This is a genomic window from Formosa sediminum (assembly GCF_007197735.1).
In the GTDB taxonomy this organism is placed as follows: Bacteria; Bacteroidota; Bacteroidia; order Flavobacteriales; family Flavobacteriaceae; genus Formosa; species Formosa sediminum.
Map to the genome: position 1 here is coordinate 942,432 of NZ_CP041637.1, position 19,383 is coordinate 961,814.

The 19,383-nt window shown below is 30.5% G+C and carries 19 protein-coding genes; 18 read left to right on the forward strand and 1 reads right to left on the reverse strand.

All coding sequences use genetic code 11. The features are described 5' to 3' along the window. Positions 1–12: 12 nt before the first annotated feature. Together FNB79_RS04205 and FNB79_RS04210 are read left to right on the forward strand one after the other, a co-directional pair. Complete coding sequence (locus FNB79_RS04205; RefSeq protein WP_246073329.1) at positions 13–1,659, forward strand: lytic transglycosylase domain-containing protein; 1,647 nt, start codon at positions 13–15, stop codon at positions 1,657–1,659. 23 nt (positions 1,660–1,682) lie between these two features. Beyond that, positions 1,683–2,663: a DUF4837 family protein gene (locus tag FNB79_RS04210; protein WP_143380116.1), complete on the forward strand. Its 981-nt coding sequence runs from the start codon at positions 1,683–1,685 to the stop codon at positions 2,661–2,663. A gap of 71 nt (positions 2,664–2,734) precedes the next feature. Here the strand turns inward: FNB79_RS04210 and tatA are convergent, their stop codons facing one another. Further along, on the reverse strand, positions 2,735–2,923 hold the full coding sequence (gene tatA, locus FNB79_RS04215; protein ID WP_143380117.1) for a twin-arginine translocase TatA/TatE family subunit: 189 nt from the start codon (positions 2,921–2,923) through the stop codon (positions 2,735–2,737). A 117-nt stretch (positions 2,924–3,040) separates the two neighbouring features. Here tatA and FNB79_RS04220 point away from each other — a divergent pair, with 117 nt between their 5' ends. The 16 genes from FNB79_RS04220 to FNB79_RS04295 all read left to right on the forward strand — a co-directional run bounded on the left by FNB79_RS04220 (position 3,041) and on the right by FNB79_RS04295 (position 18,901). Next, positions 3,041–3,913, forward strand: coding sequence for a M23 family metallopeptidase (locus FNB79_RS04220; protein WP_143380118.1), 873 nt, complete (start codon positions 3,041–3,043; stop codon positions 3,911–3,913). Further along, on the forward strand, positions 3,910–5,412 hold the full coding sequence (locus tag FNB79_RS04225; protein WP_143380119.1) for a GH3 auxin-responsive promoter family protein: 1,503 nt from the start codon (positions 3,910–3,912) through the stop codon (positions 5,410–5,412). The genes FNB79_RS04220 and FNB79_RS04225 overlap by 4 nt, the downstream gene beginning before the upstream one ends. Positions 5,413–5,439: 27 nt before the next feature. Beyond that, positions 5,440–7,128: a DUF6909 family protein gene (locus FNB79_RS04230; protein WP_143380120.1), complete on the forward strand. Its 1,689-nt coding sequence runs from the start codon at positions 5,440–5,442 to the stop codon at positions 7,126–7,128. 3 nt (positions 7,129–7,131) lie between these two features. Next, a complete protein-coding gene (locus tag FNB79_RS04235) occupies positions 7,132–8,220 on the forward strand; it encodes a hypothetical protein (RefSeq protein WP_143380121.1) in 1,089 nt (362 codons plus the stop codon). Further along, the gene (gene rfbB, locus FNB79_RS04240) at positions 8,210–9,229 is read left to right on the forward strand and encodes a dTDP-glucose 4,6-dehydratase (RefSeq protein WP_143380122.1); all 1,020 of its coding nucleotides are present in this window, start codon (positions 8,210–8,212) and stop codon (positions 9,227–9,229) included. The genes FNB79_RS04235 and rfbB overlap by 11 nt, the downstream gene beginning before the upstream one ends. Before the next feature lies 1 nt (position 9,230). Further along, entirely contained in the window at positions 9,231–10,097 is an 867-nt protein-coding gene (gene rfbA, locus FNB79_RS04245) for a glucose-1-phosphate thymidylyltransferase RfbA (protein WP_143380123.1), read from the forward strand. Beyond that, positions 10,097–10,642 (forward strand): dTDP-4-dehydrorhamnose 3,5-epimerase, encoded by a 546-nt coding sequence (rfbC, locus tag FNB79_RS04250; RefSeq protein WP_143380124.1) that lies wholly within the window; start codon positions 10,097–10,099, stop codon positions 10,640–10,642. The genes rfbA and rfbC overlap by 1 nt, the downstream gene beginning before the upstream one ends. Then, the gene (gene rfbD, locus FNB79_RS04255; protein ID WP_143380125.1) at positions 10,642–11,490 is read left to right on the forward strand and encodes a dTDP-4-dehydrorhamnose reductase; all 849 of its coding nucleotides are present in this window, start codon (positions 10,642–10,644) and stop codon (positions 11,488–11,490) included. The genes rfbC and rfbD overlap by 1 nt, the downstream gene beginning before the upstream one ends. Further along, on the forward strand, positions 11,491–12,285 hold the full coding sequence (gene cysQ, locus FNB79_RS04260) for a 3'(2'),5'-bisphosphate nucleotidase CysQ (protein WP_143380126.1): 795 nt from the start codon (positions 11,491–11,493) through the stop codon (positions 12,283–12,285). Between the two features lie 63 nt (positions 12,286–12,348). Further along, positions 12,349–12,774, forward strand: a complete 426-nt coding sequence (locus FNB79_RS04265) for a DUF2061 domain-containing protein (RefSeq protein ID WP_185967834.1) — start codon at positions 12,349–12,351, stop codon at positions 12,772–12,774. After that, positions 12,774–13,379 (forward strand): adenylyl-sulfate kinase, encoded by a 606-nt coding sequence (gene cysC / locus FNB79_RS04270; RefSeq protein WP_143380127.1) that lies wholly within the window; start codon positions 12,774–12,776, stop codon positions 13,377–13,379. The genes FNB79_RS04265 and cysC overlap by 1 nt, the downstream gene beginning before the upstream one ends. Beyond that, complete coding sequence (gene cysD, locus FNB79_RS04275; RefSeq protein ID WP_143380128.1) at positions 13,372–14,280, forward strand: sulfate adenylyltransferase subunit CysD; 909 nt, start codon at positions 13,372–13,374, stop codon at positions 14,278–14,280. Before cysC ends, cysD begins: the two co-directional genes overlap by 8 nt. A 32-nt stretch (positions 14,281–14,312) precedes the next feature. Beyond that, positions 14,313–15,566 carry a sulfate adenylyltransferase subunit 1 gene (locus tag FNB79_RS04280; protein WP_143380129.1) on the forward strand — a complete coding sequence of 418 codons (1,254 nt, stop codon included), beginning with the start codon at positions 14,313–14,315 and terminating at the stop codon, positions 15,564–15,566. Between the two features lie 189 nt (positions 15,567–15,755). Then, complete coding sequence (locus FNB79_RS04285) at positions 15,756–17,000, forward strand: oligosaccharide flippase family protein (RefSeq protein WP_143380130.1); 1,245 nt, start codon at positions 15,756–15,758, stop codon at positions 16,998–17,000. Then, a complete protein-coding gene (locus tag FNB79_RS04290; protein WP_143380131.1) occupies positions 16,988–17,917 on the forward strand; it encodes a glycosyltransferase family 2 protein in 930 nt (309 codons plus the stop codon). Before FNB79_RS04285 ends, FNB79_RS04290 begins: the two co-directional genes overlap by 13 nt. Positions 17,918–17,974: 57 nt before the next feature. Continuing rightward, entirely contained in the window at positions 17,975–18,901 is a 927-nt protein-coding gene (locus FNB79_RS04295) for a sulfotransferase family protein (RefSeq protein WP_143380132.1), read from the forward strand. Positions 18,902–19,383: the final 482 nt, after the last annotated feature.

A 19,383-nucleotide genomic window follows, 5' to 3' on the forward strand; every position in this document is an offset into this window, starting at 1 on the left:
AAGGTTTTATTAATGAAACAGCGACTAAATTCGTCTTTATTTTATTTAGCATTTTTACAAATAATATGTTTGTATGCGCAAGATTCACAGGTAAATACTGTGAGTTCAGATACTTTAGTTGTAGCCGAAACTAATGATAAAACACAACCGTTAGTTGCAGAGCGTTTAACAGAAGATATGTTAGTCTCTGGAGAAAAATATGTTGTAGACACCATTATTGCTGGTAAAACATATTACAAGAAAGCTCTTAAAATTACAGATTCTTTAAGCATTACAGATTTAAAAGATCATGCTTATTCTGCAAAAGTAGATCAGCTCTGGTTAGACGAACTCTATAATAATACACTTTACGATTCTATTTATGAGTCTGTAACCGATTTAACTTACGAAGAAGTAGACTATCCAGAACTAAATACAGATACACTTAAAAAACGGTTAATAGATTTAGATGCAAAAACCCCCTTTAATGTGGCTTACAATCCCGCTTTAGAGAGTGTGATTAAATCGTATTTAAAACGCAGACGAAATTCACTTCAAAAATTAATGGTTTTAAGTGAATATTATTTTCCGATGTTTGAGCGCGAATTAGATAATTATAATCTTCCTTTAGAAATTAAATATTTATCTATAGTAGAGTCTGCTTTAAAACCCCGTGCAAAATCTAGAGTTGGAGCCACTGGTTTATGGCAATTTATGTATACTACAGGAAAGTCTTACGATTTAGATGTTAGTAGTTATGTTGATGAGCGTAGCGACCCATTAAAATCTACTGCAGCAGCGGCAAAATATTTATCTAAATTATACTCTATTTTTGGGGATTGGGATTTGGCGTTAGCAGCTTATAATTCTGGTCCAGGAAATGTAACAAAAGCCATTAGACGCTCTGGAGGTTACGAAAATTATTGGAATATTAGAAATTACCTTCCACGTGAAACAGCTGGTTATTTACCTGCATTTTTAGCAACAATGTATATTTTTGAAAATGCTGAAGAATTAGGATTTTCAAGATCAAAACCAGAAATAGCATACTTAGAGACCGATACCCTTCATGTAAAACAAATGATTACTTTAGATCAAGTCTCTGAAGTTACAGGAGTTAAAATTGAAGAATTACAGTTTTTAAATCCAACCTACAAGCTAGATATTATTCCGTTTATTAAAGATAAAACCTATACGTTACGATTACCTGTAGAAGCCATAGGGCCTTTTGTTGCAAATGAAGAGCTAATATATGCTTTTGCTAAGGCTGAATTTGATAAACGAGAAAAACCATTGCCAGAATTAATTGATTCTGAAACTAAAACACGATATACGGTAAAATCTGGCGATTATTTAGGTAAAATTGCTCGAAAATATAACGTGCGCGTCAGTCAGATTAAACAATGGAATGGTTTGAGAAGTAATAACTTAAGTATTGGACAACGGTTAACTATTTACCCTAGAAATGCATCAGTAATTCCAAAGAAAGTAATGCCAAAACCAACAACATCTACAGTGCAAACTTCTGGCGGACACACTTATGTTGTTAAAAAAGGAGACTCTTTATGGAGCATCGCTCAAAAACATTCTGGAATTTCTGTTGAAAATATTAAAGAATGGAACGATATTAGCGGTACAAGTTTAAAACCAGGAATGACCTTAAAAATGTACAAAGGCTAATCATTCTGATAAAATTAAACATCATGCATAAAACTTTATTTTTTGTATCAGTATTTTTAGTGATACTTAGCAGTTGTAATGGTAATAAAAAGCAACAACTGTTATCAGAATCATCAGGAAACTTAAATAACTTATCTGTTGTCCTGTCTAACGATATGTGGCAAGGTAAAGTAGGAGAATCTATTCGAAGTACACTAGCGGCACCAGTTGATGGTTTACCCCAAGAAGAGCCATTATTTCATTTAAGTCAGATTCCACCTCAAGTATTTGATGGTTTTGTAACAAAAAATAGAACAATTCTAAAAATAGAAGTTGATCCAAATAAAGAATCTACTATAAAATTTGCAAAAAACGTTTATGCAATTCCTCAAAAAGTAGTCATTATTTCAGGTAAAACCGAAGATGAAGTTATACAGCAATTAGAGGATAATGCTTTAAAAATTATTGAAGCTTTTAAAACTCAGGAAACAAAGGAAAAGCAACGTAGGATTAAATTGTCGCTACTTAAAATAGATACTATAGAACAAGCCTTAGGTATAAAAATGGAATTACCATCTGCCTATAGAATTGCTAAAAAAGATAATAATTTCTTCTGGTTAAGAAAGGATATTACAACCGGTACACAAAATATTATGTTGTACGAGTTGCCTTTAAACAGACTTAAACATAAGGATAGTTTGGTAAATCAAATCATTAAAATAAGAGACTCTATAGGACAAGTTCACATACCAGGACCTACAGAAGGATCTTATATGATTACAGAAAAAGCTTATGCACCTTATGTATTTGAAAAGACAATAAATGATAAACCAGCTATTGAAACCAAAGGAATTTGGGATGTTAAAAATGCGTTTATGTCTGGCCCTTTTATTAATTATATGATTGAAGATAAAGCCAATAACAGATTGTTAGTAGTTGAAGGATTTACTTTTGCGCCTTCTGTAGAAAAACGAGACTATGTATTTGAATTAGAGGCAATTTTACAATCTATAAAAATAGAATAGAGTAAAAAACTCGAAGATATAAAAAAGCCAACATTTTTAAATGTTGGCTTTTTTATATCTAAAATATTAAATTAGTTTTTGTTATCTTTTTTAAGGTTTTCCTCATCTTCCTTAGAGGCATCTTTAAATTCTTTAATACCGCTTCCTAATCCACGCATAAGTTCAGGTATTTTTTTACCTCCAAAAAGTAATAAAACAATAACCACAATTAAAATGATTTGTGGTGCACCAATAACTAAAAATGTTCCTAAAGAGATCATATTATTTCCTGTTTAAAAAACAAAGGTAATAATTAAAGTTTAATATTAATGTTTTACTAATAACTTTAGGAAAACATAAAGGTTTTGTGAAATAAATTTCTTTAATTTTGTTTTAAGATGAAGCAAAAGAAAACTAAAAATAAAAAAATAGCCAAGAAATTACTGCATAAGTATCGTCTTGTTATTTTAAATGAAGACACTTTTGAAGAGCGTCTGTCTTTTAAACTTACGCGATTAAATGTGTTTGTTGTACTTTCATTATCAAGTATTTTTTTAATAGCTGGAACAACATTATTTATTGCTTTTACACCATTGCGAGAATATATTCCGGGATATTCCTCAACGGCTTTAAAAAAATCAGCAGCAGAGTTACATTACAAAGTAGATTCTTTACAGCAAGTACTACATGAAAATGAACAGTTTTATAGTTCTATAAAACAAGTCTTAGAAGGCGATATTAGTACAAATAATATTAATAAAGATTCTATAATTGCTGCTACTAAATTTGAAGTGACTCAAGTTGATTTAAGTGCAACACGAGCAGACTCTATTTTAAGAGAAAAAGTAGAAAAAGAAGATAAGTACAATGTATTTGATTCTGCTACAACAGCAGCAAATTTTGTGTTATTTCCGCCTGTCAGTGGTGAAATAAGTGAACCTTATAATACAAACGACAAACATTTTGCAGTGGATATAATTGTTGCTAAAAATTCACCAATAAAAGCTACAGCAGATGGTCGTGTTATTTTTGCAGAATGGACTACACAAACAGGGTATGTTATTATTTTAGAGCATAGCTATGGCTTAATTTCTGTATATAAACATAATGCGTCACTAACTAAAGATCAAGGCGATTTAGTAAAAGCAGGAGAAGTTATCGCAACTGCAGGTAATTCTGGAGAGTTTACTACAGGACCACATTTACATTTCGAGTTATGGAGTGATGGTTATCCTATTAATCCAATTAATTTTATCGATTTTAAACCATGATGTCTATAAAAGCACTATTAGCAAAACCATTTGCTAAATATATTTATAATTCTGTTCAGAAATGGGCTAAAAACCCTATTGAAACACAGGAAAAAGTGTTTCAATCTTTAATTTCAGAGGCGCGTAATACAGTGTTTGGAAAAGACCATAATTTTGAAAAGATAAACACATTTCTAGATTTTGTAAAACAAGTTCCTGTCAGAGATTATGAAGATTTAAAACCCTATGTTTTAAAAGTGGTAGAGGGAGAAGAAAATGTACTTTGGAAAGGTAAACCCTTATATTTTGCTAAAACCTCAGGTACTACTTCTGGCGCTAAATACATACCAATAACAAAAGAAAGTATGCCTACGCATATCGAAGCTGCAAGAAATGCCATTTTACTTTATATAAACGAAACAGGTAACTCTAGTTTTGTAGATGGTAAAATGATTTTTCTTCAAGGTAGCCCTATTTTAGAAAAGAAAAATGGTATACATCTTGGTAGATTATCTGGAATTGTAGCTCATTTTGTACCAAAATACCTTCAGAAAAACAGATTACCAAGTTGGGAAACAAATTGTATTGAAGATTGGGAAACGAAAGTAGATGCTATTGTTGAAGAAACCTTGCCAGAAAATATGACAATTATTTCTGGCATACCTTCATGGGTACAAATGTATTTTGAAAAGCTTGTGCAAAAAACAGAAAAACCAGTTGGAGATCTTTTTAAGAATTTTAATTTGTTTATATATGGAGGTGTGAATTTTGAACCATATCGCGCAAAATTTGAAAAGCTTATAGGTAGAAAAGTTGATAGTATAGAACTCTATCCTGCCAGTGAAGGTTTTTTTGCTTATCAAGATAAACAATCTGAAAAAGGAATGTTATTGCAATTAAATTCCGGAATTTTTTATGAATTTATAAAAGCAGACGAATTTTATAGTGAAGGCCCTAAACGTATCACTATAAAAGATGTTGAGTTAGATGTTAATTATGTAATGATTATTTCTACAACAGCAGGACTATGGGCTTATAATATTGGAGATACTGTGGCGTTTACATCATTACAACCATACCGTGTAATTGTAACTGGCCGTATAAAACATTTTATATCTGCATTTGGTGAACATGTTATAGGGAAAGAGGTGGAACAAGCCATGAAAGAAGCTACAGCACATACAAATATTCGTATTTCTGAATTTACTGTGGCTCCTCATATAAATCCGGAATCGGGGTTGCCATATCACGAATGGTTTGTGGAATTTGAAAATGAACCAGAAGATTTTCAACTTTTTATTTCTAAATTAGATCATTCACTACAACAACAAAATAGTTATTATTTCGATCTTATTGAGGGTAAAGTATTACAACCATTAAAAATCACTGTAATTCAGAAAGATGGATTTCAAAATTATATGAAATCTATTGGTAAGCTAGGTGGTCAGAATAAAATTCCTAGATTATCTAACGATAGAAAAATAGCTAATGCACTATATGATTTGAAAGTAAGTAAATAGTGTTATATTTACACGCAAAACATTTTTATGGGTAACAAAAAATATCATGAAAGAACTAGAGCTCAAGAGAGTTCAGGGGCAATAGAACGCATGTATATTACAATGCGTCATTTGTTCAATCGCGGCTTTTATAAGCCAATGGGTATCTCTGGCGAAACCCTTAGAGAGGCGTTGTTACTTTTAAGACCAGAAATTTATGGTTCTGTTGGCGATGAAAAAGCAGAGTTAGAAGGTCTGTTATATATTATAGATAGATTACCAATTGGTATTGAAGAATGTCGGTACATTAACTTAACGAGCGACGAAGGATATGCAGATTCTCATTTTAAAGCAATAATTCCACCTAAAAGACGTCGTAACTGTTATCGGATTGATGATGACCAGATGAATATTGAAATTACTCGAGGCAGATCTGAGATTTATGATATTCTTACGCATCTTACGTTTTTATTCATTGAGTCTCATAAGATTAGTAAACACGTTTTAATTGATGATAAAGGAAAAACCACTAGAGATTGGTTAAAACTTGAAAAAGTCGTTCTTGAAAACAAAGAATTAACAGAGCCAGAACGAGAAACAGCTATCACCTATACTGCAAATATATTAGGCCGAACTTTTAATGAAATTACAGGAATTTATAATCAATTTTCTACTCCAGACCGGCCAGAACGTTTATTGCATATTGTATATTGGTTAGGAAAATTAGCAATTGAAGAGATTATAAATAACGATAAACGTACCGTTACGTTTAGTCCAATGCTAAGAGAGCGATTAGGACACCATATTCATGGCGAAGTTTGGGCTAATAATATAAAACAAACTCTTCATAAAAATAAATTATTACAACGTCCTATTCACGTTATAAGTGCGAATATGCATAGTGTTATGAATACGCTTTTTGCTCCAACGGCTTTAAAAACATTAATGGCTAAAAAAGACATTTTTGAAGTATATGAAGCTATCAGTAATAATGAAAATAAGTCTTTAAGAAGTAAAGTAAATAAAGAAGCATTACAAAATGGAATGATTTTTATTAAAGATACTTCAGGAACAAATATAGATGTTCAAATTTTTGATACATCAAAATTAGATACATCAAAATTAGATTTTAATGCTAACGATAGTAAGCTAAAAGAAGAAAAGCCCGTAATTTTAGTTATGGATTATGCTTTTGGTGAACAGGCTTATGAAACTATAGACGAACTTTTGAAACCTTATAAAATTGAAGGTAAAAAAGTGCATTTAAATGTCGAGTCTCTTTCTATTATGGGTAAAGCAGGAATTTTAGAAGGAGGTAAAGGTGATATTATGATCCCTTCGGCACATATTTTTGAAGGAACAGCAGATAATTATCCTTTTAAAAACGAATTAAATAAAGCCGATTTAGAAGGACAAGGAATAGATGTTTACGAGGGTGCAATGATAACGGTATTGGGAACGTCTCTTCAAAACAAAGATATTTTAAAATTCTTCTATAACTCTACTTGGAATGTTATTGGGTTAGAGATGGAAGGTGCGCATTACCAAAAAGCCATTCAGTCTGCTTCTAAAGTAAGAGGGAATATCTCTTCTGATGTTAAAGTCAGATATGCTTATTATGCTAGTGATAATCCATTAGAAACCGGAGGTACTTTAGCCTCAGGAGGTTTAGGAACCACAGGAGTTAAACCTACTTACTTAATTACAAGAACCATTTTACAACAAATTTTTAATTAAAAAATGAACTCCAATCTACCAGAAAACTCAAACTCTAATATATCCCAAAAACAACAAAATTCTACAGATGAAGTTGATTTAATTGTGTTATTTAATTACATAGGTAAAGGTTTTTCTAATTTATTTAAGTTTATAGGTAAACTATTTATTTATCTATTTAAAGGCTTAATATATCTTTTAAAACCTATTGTTATATATGGAAAAATAATAGCAATAGTTATGAGTGTGTGTGTTATATTAGGCTATTTAATAGATAAAAATAAACCAGTTGTTTATACTTCTAATATGTTAGTTAAGCCTTATTACGATTCAAAATTTCAGCTTATTAACAACGTAAAATACTACAATTCTCTTTTAAGTAATAAAAATTATGAGGATATTGCTAAAATATTTCACATAGACACAGTTACTGCAAAAAGCATAAAGAAATTAGAAGTTAATCCAGGACCAGAAACAGAAACAGATTTGATTATTGAGTATGAAGAATTTTTACAAAATACAGATTCTGTTACAGCAAGTAAATTTACTTACGAGAAATTTCTAGACCGACGCGATATTTATTCTCCTAAGATCTATGAAATTAGTGTTGAATCATTAAAAAATGATATTTTTAATGATTTGGAAGTGGGGTTAAATTCTACATTTGAAAATAAGTACTCTAAACGATTAATGGAAAAACGAAATCAATTACTTGATTTTCAAAAAGAGACTATAAATTCATCTTTAGTTAAAATAGATTCGTTACAAAAAGTGTATATTTCAGTTTTAGAAGAAGAATCTAAATCACAGTCAAGAAAAGGAATGACTATTAGTGATGGTTTATCTTTTGAAAAAGATAAATCTGTGACTAAAGAATATGAATTATTTAACAAAGAAATAGAGTTAAGAGCGCAATTAGTTGAAATAGAAACAGAGCGATTAGAAGAAGATTCTCTTTTCGAAATTGTTTCAAGTTTTAAAAGTGTAGGTAACCAAGTAACAGCAATTAGCAAAAAATATATGTTTATACTACCTTTAATTGCTTTCATTTTATTGTATGTGGTATTTGCAGGAATAAAAATTATTAAATTTATAAAGAATTATGAAGGGTAAAACTTCAATTTTAGTGACCGGAGGAGCAGGTTTTATTGGCTCAAATTTTGTTCCTTATTTTTTGGAAGAAAACAAAGATATTCACCTTGTAAACTTAGATAAGTTAACTTATGCAGGTGATTTAAAAAATGTATCAGAAGTTGAAGGTGATCCTAATTATACTTTTGTTGAAGGCGATATTTGTGATCGTGGTTTAATTGAAGAGTTATTTGATAAATATAACTTCTCAGGTGTTATTCACTTTGCAGCAGAATCTCATGTAGATAATTCTATTAAAAATCCAGATGCGTTTATGCAAACTAATATTTTTGGTACTTTCAATTTAATTGATGTAGCTAAAAAGCATTGGATGAATGGACCATTCGAATTTAAAGAAGGTTGTGAAAATAATAAATTTCACCATATCTCTACAGACGAAGTTTATGGAACTTTGGGCGAGACAGGTATGTTTTTAGAAACTACACCATATGCACCTAATAGTCCATATAGTGCTTCAAAAGCCTCTTCAGATTTTGTTGTTAGAAGTTATTTTCATACTTATGGGATGAATGTTTTAACCACTAATTGTTCTAACAACTACGGGCCAAAACAACATGATGAAAAATTAATTCCAACTATAATTAGAAAGGCACTTGCAGGTGAAGATATTCCAATTTATGGAGATGGTAAAAATATTCGTGATTGGTTATATGTGTTAGACCATTGTAAAGGTATTGCTCTGGTTTACAATACAGGAAAATTTGGAGAAACTTATAATATTGGTGGTAGAAACGAACGCGACAACATGTATATTGTAAATACCATATGTGGTATTTTAGATAGTATGTTCCCGAAAGATAAATCTTATGGAGATCAAATTACATTTGTAAAAGATCGTGCTGGACATGACTTCCGTTATGCCATAGATGCTTCAAAATTAGAAGATGAATTAGGGTGGAAAGCAGATGAAAATTTTGAAACAGGTATTAAGAAAACCATAGAGTGGTATATCAATAAATATAAAAACTAAGATGAAAGGAATTATTCTAGCAGGAGGTTCAGGAACCAGACTACACCCCTTAACATTATCTGTGAGTAAGCAGTTAATGCCTATTTATGACAAACCCATGATTTATTATCCGTTATCTACATTAATGTATGCGGGTATTAATGAGATTTTAATTATTTCGACTCCAAAAGATTTGCCTTTATTTGAAGATTTACTAGGGGATGGAAAAAAATACGGTTGTAAATTTGAATACGCAGTACAAGATGCTCCAAATGGTTTAGCCGAAGCTTTTATTATTGGAGCAGATTTTGTTGGCAACGATAAAGTAGCTTTAATTTTAGGAGATAATATTTTTTACGGTACAGGTTTGGCAAAATTATTACAAGCCAATAACGATCCTGAAGGTGGCATTATTTATGCGTATCGTGTACATGACCCAGAGCGTTATGGCGTTGTAGATTTTGATGCGAATGGTCAAGCGATTTCAATAGAAGAAAAACCTGAAGTTCCGAAATCTAATTATGCAGTTCCAGGGATTTACTTTTATGATAATTCTGTAATTGAAATTGCTAAAAACATTAAACCAAGTCATAGAGGTGAATTAGAAATAACCGATGTAAACAAAGTCTATTTAGAGCAAGGTAATTTAAATGTAAGTATACTAGATAGGGGTACAGCTTGGTTAGATACAGGTACGTTTCAATCGCTTATGCAAGCGTCTCAATTTGTTGAGGTTTTAGAAGAGCGTCAAGGTTTAAAAATTGGATCTATTGAAGCTGCTGCTTATGAAATGGGATATATATCTGCTGAAGAATTTGAAGCCTTAGCTCAACCACTATTAAAGAGTGGTTATGGAAGAAATTTATTAGGATTATTAAATAAAAAATAATGACAGTTACAGAAACTAAATTAAAGGATTGCTTTATTTTAGAACCACAAGTATTTGGTGACAAAAGAGGGTATTTTCTTGAATCTTATAATGCTGAAACTTTTAATAAATTAACTGGTCTAGATGTTACTTTTGTTCAAGATAACGAATCATTTTCTTCTAGAGGCGTTTTAAGAGGACTTCACTACCAACTAGGTGAACACGCCCAAGCAAAACTTGTACGTGTAGTGAAAGGAGAGGTGTTAGACGTAGCTGTAGATATTAGGAAGGATTCTCCAACTTTTGGTCAGCATGTTGCAGTTAGACTTACAGAAGACAATAAAAAACAGTTATTCGTTCCGCGTGGTTTTGCTCACGGATTTGTAGTGTTAAGTGAAACAGCGATTTTTTCTTATAAATGTGATAACTTCTACAATAAAGCCTCCGAAGGCAGTATAATTTATAACGATAAAACTTTAAATATCGATTGGCAAATTGATGAAAGTGAAATGTTAATTTCTGAAAAAGATACTGTTTCACCTTCACTAGAAAACGCAACTTTATAATGAGAATTTTAGTTACAGGAGGAAACGGTCAATTGGCATCATGTATTAAAGATGTTAGTAAAAACGAGAATAAGTTACAGTTTATTTATACAGATTCAGAAAATTTAGATATTACAAATCAGCAACAGGTTGCTGATTTTTTTCAAAATAACAATTTTGATTGGTGTATTAACTGTGCTGCATATACTGCAGTAGATAAGGCCGAATCTGATGTAGATATAGCTCGAAAAGTAAATAAAGATGGTGCAAAACATTTAGCAATTGCTTGTAAAGAAAACAGCGTGAAGTTAATTCATGTGTCTACAGATTTCGTTTTCGATGGTAAATCTTCAATACTATATTCAGAAACAGATGAAACTAATCCAATAGGTGTTTACGGGTTAACGAAGTTAGAAGGCGAACAAGCTATTCAAGACACATTAGAGACTTATTTTATTTTGAGAACATCTTGGTTATATTCTGAACATGCTAACAATTTTATGAAGACGATGTTGCGTTTAGCTGAGACACGACCAGAATTAAACGTGGTTGCAGACCAAATTGGTACACCTACTTATGCTACAGACCTAGCTCAGGTTGTAGTTTCAATTATTGCTCAAGATAGCACAAACTATGGTTTATATCATTACAGTAACGAAGGTGTTGCAAGTTGGTATGATTTTGCGGCAGCTATCTTTGAATTAGCAAATTCAGAAACTAAAGTTTTTCCAATAAGAACAGAAGCCTATCCTACACCCGCAGCGCGACCACAGTTTAGTGTAATGGATAAATCTAAGATTAAAGACTGTTTTAATATTACTATTCCGTATTGGAGAACGAGTTTAAAACAAGCCCTAAAAAATTTATAAATGAATCAAGATTTAAAAATCGCTATCGAAGCGTCTTTAAAAGCTGGAGAAGTTATTATGCAAGTGTATGATACAGCTTTTAATGTAGAATTAAAAGATGATAAATCACCACTTACGGAAGCCGATAAAAAGGCAAATGATATTATTAATTCATTTTTAATACCAACAGAAATTCCAATTATAAGTGAAGAAAATAAACAAACTGATTATAACATCAGAAAAACTTGGGAAACATGTTGGATTGTAGATCCTGTAGATGGTACTAAAGAGTTTATTAAGCGTAATGGTGAATTTACAGTAAATATTGCTTTAGTTACCAATGGAAAGCCTGTATTAGGGGTTATTTACGTACCTGCAGTAAAGACTTTGTATTATGCGGACGTTAATACTAAAAAAGGATTTAAAGTGGTGTTAGATAGTCATAACTCAACTTTAGATTTTATATTAGAACATGCCACACCATTACAACCTAAAAAAGCAAACTCTAATCCAGTACAAGTTGTAGGAAGTCGCTCACATATGAGTCAAGATACATTAGATTTTGTAGACACTTTAAAAGAAAAAGGAAGTGATGTCGAAATAGTATCTAAAGGTAGTTCTTTAAAATTTTGCTTAGTAGCAGAAGGTAATGCAGATGTATATCCAAGATTTGCACCAACTATGGAGTGGGATACAGCGGCAGGTCAAGCCATTTGTAATGCTGTAGGAGTAGAAGTTATCTCTAAAGATACAGAAAAAGGATTATTGTATAATAAAGAGAATTTATTAAATCCATATTTCCTAGTTACTCTATAGGATAATTGTTTTAGTGAAAAAAATAGTTACATTTGTCCTAATTAGAACAAGGCATAAGTCTATATGAAAATAAAAGATACTTCACATAAAAGGCATATTTTTAAGGCAATTACTTGGAGAATTGTCGGAACTTTAGACACTATTTTATTGTCTTGGTTAATATCCGGAGATCCGCTTACAGGTTTAAAAATTGGTTTTGCTGAGATTACAACCAAAATGATTTTATACTATTTGCACGAACGTGTGTGGTTTAAAGTCGATATGGAGGAAAGCAATAAGCGCCATATTTTTAAAACCATTACTTGGCGTATAGTAGGTACTTTAGACACCATGACTTTGGCTTGGTTAATATCTGGAGACCCGATGGTTGGACTTAAAGTTGGGGGTACAGAAGTGCTTACCAAAATGCTCTTATATTATTTGCATGAAAAAGCATGGTATAAAATTAATTTTGGATTAGATAAAAATAAACGTCATACTCAAGAATAATGAAAGAGAACATAATACCTCACGATTATCAAATATCTCGAGGAGACCGACAAGTTAAGAATCAGCACAATTCGTTTTTAATGTGGTTTACAGGACTTTCAGGCTCTGGGAAATCTACCATAGCGAATGTCGTAGAGCAAAAATTATTTCAAAAAGGAATAAAAACATATACCTTAGACGGAGATAATATTCGCAAAGGAATAAATAATGATTTAACCTTTGCTCCTGAAGACCGAACAGAAAATATACGCCGAATTGCCGAGATTTCTAATTTAATGATCGATGCAGGTGTGGTTACTTTAGCAGCGTTTGTTTCACCGTATAAAAAAGATAGGTTAAACATAAAAAATATTGTTAAAGAAGATAATTTTATAGAGATTTACATCAATACAAGTGTAGAAGAATGTGAACGAAGAGATGTAAAAGGACTGTATAAGAAAGCGAGAGCTGGAGAAATAAAAAATATGACGGGTATTTCGGCGCCTTATGAGGCTCCAGAAAATCCAGATATTGAAATAAAAACAGAAGAGGTATCTGTAGAAGATGCCGCTAATAAAATTGTAGAATATATATTACCTAAATTAAAAATAGAGAGCAATGAGTAGTAAGTATTATTTAAATTATTTAGATGAATTAGAGAGTGAAGCCATCTATGTTTTAAGAGAAGTTTGGGCTCAATTTCAGAATCCTGTAATTTTGTTTTCTGGAGGGAAAGACTCAATTGTAATTACACATTTAGCGAAAAAAGCATTTTATCCTTCAAAAATTCCTTTTCCTTTAATGCACGTAGATACAGGCCATAACTTCCCTGAAACTATTAAATTTAGAGATGATATTATTAAAGAATTAGGCGTTAACTTAATTGTTGGTTCTGTACAAGAATCTATTGATGACGGTAGAGTTGCAGAAGAAAAAGGAAAAAATGCAACACGTAATGCTTTACAAATTACTACACTTTTAGATGCTATAGAAGCTAATAAAGTAGATTGTGCTATTGGTGGAGGTAGACGAGACGAAGAAAAAGCAAGAGCAAAAGAGCGTTTCTTTTCGCATAGAGATGACTTTGGACAATGGGATCCAAAAAACCAACGACCAGAACTTTGGAATATCTTTAATGGTAAATATTTTGAAGGAGAACATTTTAGAGCATTCCCAATTAGTAACTGGACAGAAATGGATGTTTGGAACTATATTAAACGCGAAAATATTGCAATTCCGTCACTGTATTTTGCTCACGAAAGAGAAGTTGTTTGGAGACAAGATGCATGGATTCCAAATTCTGAATTCTTAGTTTTAGAAGATCACGAAGAAGTTGTTACAAAGAAAATAAGATTTAGAACCTTAGGAGATATTACCATTACAGGTGGTATAGAATCTGATGCAGATACGCTAGCTAAAATTGCCGATGAGGTTGCCGGAATGCGCCAAACAGAACGAGGTAATAGAAGCGATGATAAACGATCTGAATCTGCAATGGAAGACAGAAAACGTCAAGGATACTTTTAAATCAACAATCAATAATTTTAGAATACGTACATATGTTAGATAATAACCAATTATTAAGATTTACAACAGCTGGGAGTGTAGATGATGGAAAAAGTACCTTAATTGGTCGCTTACTATACGATTCAAAATCAATTTTTGAAGATCAGTTACATGCAATAGAAAATACAAGTAAGAAAAAAGGACATGAAGGTGTCGATTTAGCGCTATTTACAGACGGTTTAAAAGACGAACGTGAACAAGGAATAACAATAGACGTTGCATATAGATATTTTACAACACCAAAGCGTAAATTTATTATAGCAGACACACCTGGACATATTCAGTATACAAGAAATATGGTTACAGGAGCCTCTACAGCAAATGTAGCTACAATTTTAGTAGATGCAAGACATGGTGTTATAGAACAAACTAAACGTCATGCCTTTATTGCTTCATTATTAAATATACCTCATGTAATAGTGTGTATAAATAAAATGGATCTTGTAGATTTTTCTGAAGATGTGTTTAATAACATCGTATCTCAATTTGAAGAGATTTCATCTAAAATGTTAATTAAAGATGTGCGATTTATTCCTATGAGTGCTTTATTAGGAGATAATGTTGTAAACCGATCTGAAAACATGCCTTGGTACCAAGGGTCTCCAATGTTAAATATGCTTGAAACAATGCATATTAGTAGTGACGTAAATAAAGTTGATGCACGTTTCCCTGTACAAACAGTGTTAAGACCTCAAAGTGATTCCCATAGAGATTATCGTGGGTATGCAGGACGTGTATCTAGTGGTGTATTTAGAGTAGGCGATGAAATTACAGTAATGCCTTCTGGGTTTACTTCAGTAATTAAATCAATAAATTTAAGCGATCAAGAATTAAAAGAATCTTATGCGCCACAATCAGTGTCTATTCAATTAGAAGATGATATCGATATTAGTAGAGGAGACATGATTGTTCGTTCAAATAACAAACCTGAAGCTTCTCAAGATATTGAGGTGATGTTATGTTGGTTAAATAGTACCGGTGCTAAACCACGTGCTAAATATACCATTAAACACACGTCTAACGATCAGAAAGCTATGATTAAGGAAGTTGTTTATAAAATAGATATAGAGACTTTAAATCGTGTTGAAGATGATGATTCTCTTAATATGAATGACATTGCAAAAGTAAAAATAAGAACAACAAAACCATTAATGGTAGATTCTTATCGAGAAAACCGCTCCACAGGAAGTATTGTATTGGTAGACGATTCTACGAATGAGACTGTTGCAGCTGGGATGATTGTATAGTTAATAAATAACAATTAAATAGATATAAAAATCCATTAAAAAGATATGATTAAAATCGTATCTTTTTAATGGATTTACTTTTTTTAATAGTAACTTTGTGGTCTTTTTATAAAAAGCAAAAATAATTTAAAGCTGTTATGTTATTTAAAGAAAAAATAGTTTCTTAAATACAGGTAAAATTAATAGAGGGTGACAAGTTATTTAAAAAAAAACAAAAAAATTTTAGAAAATTTTTCTTACTTAACAGCGTTAAATTTATTTAATGTACTTTCTCCGTTAATAATCTATCCGTATCTTATTAGAGTATTAGAGCCTGATAATTATGGGCTAACAATTTTTGCACAAACAACAGTTGCATATTTGGTTATTTTTGTTTCCTTTGGTTTTAATGTTACCGCAACTAAAGAAGTGAGTATTAACAGAGACTTTCCTGAAAAATTAAACGAAATAGTTAGTGCTACATTTATAATTAAGTTTTTGTTATTTGTCTCTTCTTTTTTAATCTTAATACTACTATTTAGCCTTATACCTAAAGTAGGAAATAATAAAGTATTATTTATTCTTACAATGTGGTTATGTTTTTATGAATTTGTATTCCCTGTGTGGTATTTTCAAGGGATTGAAAAGATGAAATATATTACTCTGTTTTCATTAATTAGTAAATTAATTAGCTTAATATTAATCTTTTTTTTAGTAGTAAAAGAATCTGATTATCTTCTTGTACCTCTATTTAATGGAATAGGTGGGATAATCGCCGGATTATTTTCTTTGTATATAGTTTTTAAAAAACATAAAGTTAAGCTTAAAATATGTAGTATAAGTGTTTTAAAATATCATATAAAAGACTCTTACTTAATCTTTATATCTCGTGTTTCGAATATAAAAGATAATACACCAGCTTTTTTAGTTGGTGCATTATTGGGAAACCAAGCGTTAGCTTATTACGATTTAGCCTTTAAAATAGTAAAAGTCGTTGTAAGTGTATTTAATAATGTTACTAATGTTGTTTTTCCTGTAGTTGCAATGAAAAAGGATAATAAATGGTTTAAAAAAATACTAATTGTTGAATTTTTTAGTTTGATAGTTTGTTATTTAATCTTAGTTATTTTCCGAGATTTTATTGTGACTTTATTAGGGAGTGGGCAGATGTTGCCAGCAAGTCCTTTAATACCAATATTGGGTATAATGGTAGTAAGGCCACTAGCATCATTAATTGGATCATGTGTGCTAATCACTAATGGTCTAAATAAAGAATTTACCCTAAATTTAATCTATTCAACGTTATTTTATTTGGTCATCACTCTCGCTTGTTGGGGAGCTGAAATATTAGATATATATACCATATCATGGGGAATTGCTTTGGCTCAATTATTTGAGTTATTCCATAAAATATATATAATAAAAACAAAAAAATTAATTCATTGGATAATATAAGATTACCACTTGTTAGTATTATGATTCCTACTTATAATCAAGCTAAGTATATTGAAAATACAATAGATAGCGCTCTGAGTCAGGACTATAGTAATCTAGAAATTATTATTTCTGATGATTGTTCTCCGGATGAAACACAAAGGATTTGTGAAAAATATTTAAAGAAGAATTGTCAAATTAAATATTTTAGAAATAAAACTAATTTAGGCAGAGTTAAGAATTATCATACTACTTTATTCAATAGAGCTAAAGGTGAATACGTTTTAAATTTAGATGGTGATGATTTATTGACAGATAAATCGTTTGTTAGTAATGGAATAAAGAGAATATTGGCAATTAAAAATCCTGATCGCCCTTTATTATATATTGCTTGTAAAAGTGCTAAGAAGAATAATAAAATTAAGAAAATTTTACACAAAATAAACGAAGAAAATAAATTGATAAAAGGAGAGGATTTTATTTATGGATTATTTACTAAATATAAATTTTCTCATCTCACGACTATTTATAATAGATCTGAAGCATTAAAACATAATTTTTATTCTTTAAATGTAATTTCATCAGATTCAGAATCTCTATTAAAACTTGCATGTCACTCAAACGTAATGATTTCAAAAGATATAGTGGGACAGTGGTGTGAAGTAGATAACAACGAGAGTCTTACAGTAAATTTTAATAAACGTTTAGATAATTTAAAATGGATTTCTTCAATAGATGCGTACTTAAAGGATAAAATTCCTTGGAAGAAGAGGTTTGTTTGGAAAATAAAAGCTTTATATTTTAATGGAAGATGGGTTTATTCTTCTTTACTAAGAAAAGAGAATTTTTCAACCACGAATCTAAAATATTTATTAAAAAACAAGTACTTTGTTTATTTACTTATTTTAACCCCTTTTTTCGTTATTAAAAATAAATAATTATTTTATATCAACGTGTAAGATTTATTAGTTGATACAGCAATTGAGAATAAGTATATGAATTCTAAACTTCCTAATTTTATAATTTCAGGTTTTCCCAAATGTGGTTCTTCCGCATTGCATTATTATTTAGAAAACCATCCAGAAATATTTATGCCTAAACAAAAAGAGCTTCATTTTTTCACGAATGATATTCTTGCAAAACTTAATCAAGGACCTGGAGATAAGGCAACTAAAATAAGTCAGATTAAATTATTGGAAGACTACGAAAAATGTTTTAATGACGTAGGAGATGAGCTGGTTATTGGAGATGCTTCTCCATCTTATATTAATTACCCTGAGAAGTTTCAAGAGATAAAAGATACGTTATCCGACCCTAAGGTGATTATCTTATTAAGAGACCCTGTTAAAAGAGCTTATTCAAACTATTTACACCTAGTTAGAGAAGGAAGAGAAAGTTTAAGCTTTTATGAAGCTCTTTTAGAAGAAGAAAATAGAAAGAAGAAGAAATTTTCAGATTTTTGGTATTATCGATTTAATTCTACATATACAGAGAAAGTACAGAAGGCTCAGGAAGTTTTTAGAGATGTATTAATTATAACACAGGAAGAATTAAACTCAGAACCAAAGGAAACAATTAAAAGTATTTTTACTTTTTTAAATGTTAATGCAGACTATATACCTACTAATTTGAGTGAGCGATATAATGAAGGTGGTGTTTTTGAAGATAATTTTATTACACGAACATTTTTTAAGCAGAGTAAATTAAAAAGTTTTATAAAAAAAAGGTTTCCTATTCCAGTTGAAATAAAAAACATTAAAAATAAAGTTGTAAATAATTATAGAAAACCAACTCCATTAATTGATGAGAAGGCAGAAGCATTTTTGGTAAAATCATTATCTGAAGATGTTTTAAAGATCAAAAAATTAGGAGTAGATACTTCAGTGTGGAACAAGAAGTTTTTAATAAAAACTAAGGTTTAATGAAAACTATATTCATTCGAAAATCATTACCATATACATTGCTGTTATTAGGTGTGTTTTTTATGCCCTTTAATTCTTTTAATGGTTTTGAGGTTCTTGGTGAATTTAAAAGAGATTCTTGTTTTTTATTTTTTTTTCTATCAGGTGTGTTAATTTTTTTTACTAAAAAAATTAAATTTCCATTTTATAGTACTTTATTTAAAGTAGTGCTTTTAATCGTGTTTTATTTTTTTATTAGTGGGATATTGAATGTTTACGATATGTCTCATTATTATTTTAAGCATACTTCAGGTCTTAACCGGTTTATAAGACAAATTACTTCATTACTATTATCTTCTGTTTTTTTGATTTATGTTTTCTATAATGTCTTAAGGCATTATGAAGTAAATGAAATTTTTTTTACTTTAAGAAAAGTTATATCATATTCCTTACTTATCGTTGCTCTATATGGATTTGTGGAGTTTTTGATTGTTAAGGGTAAA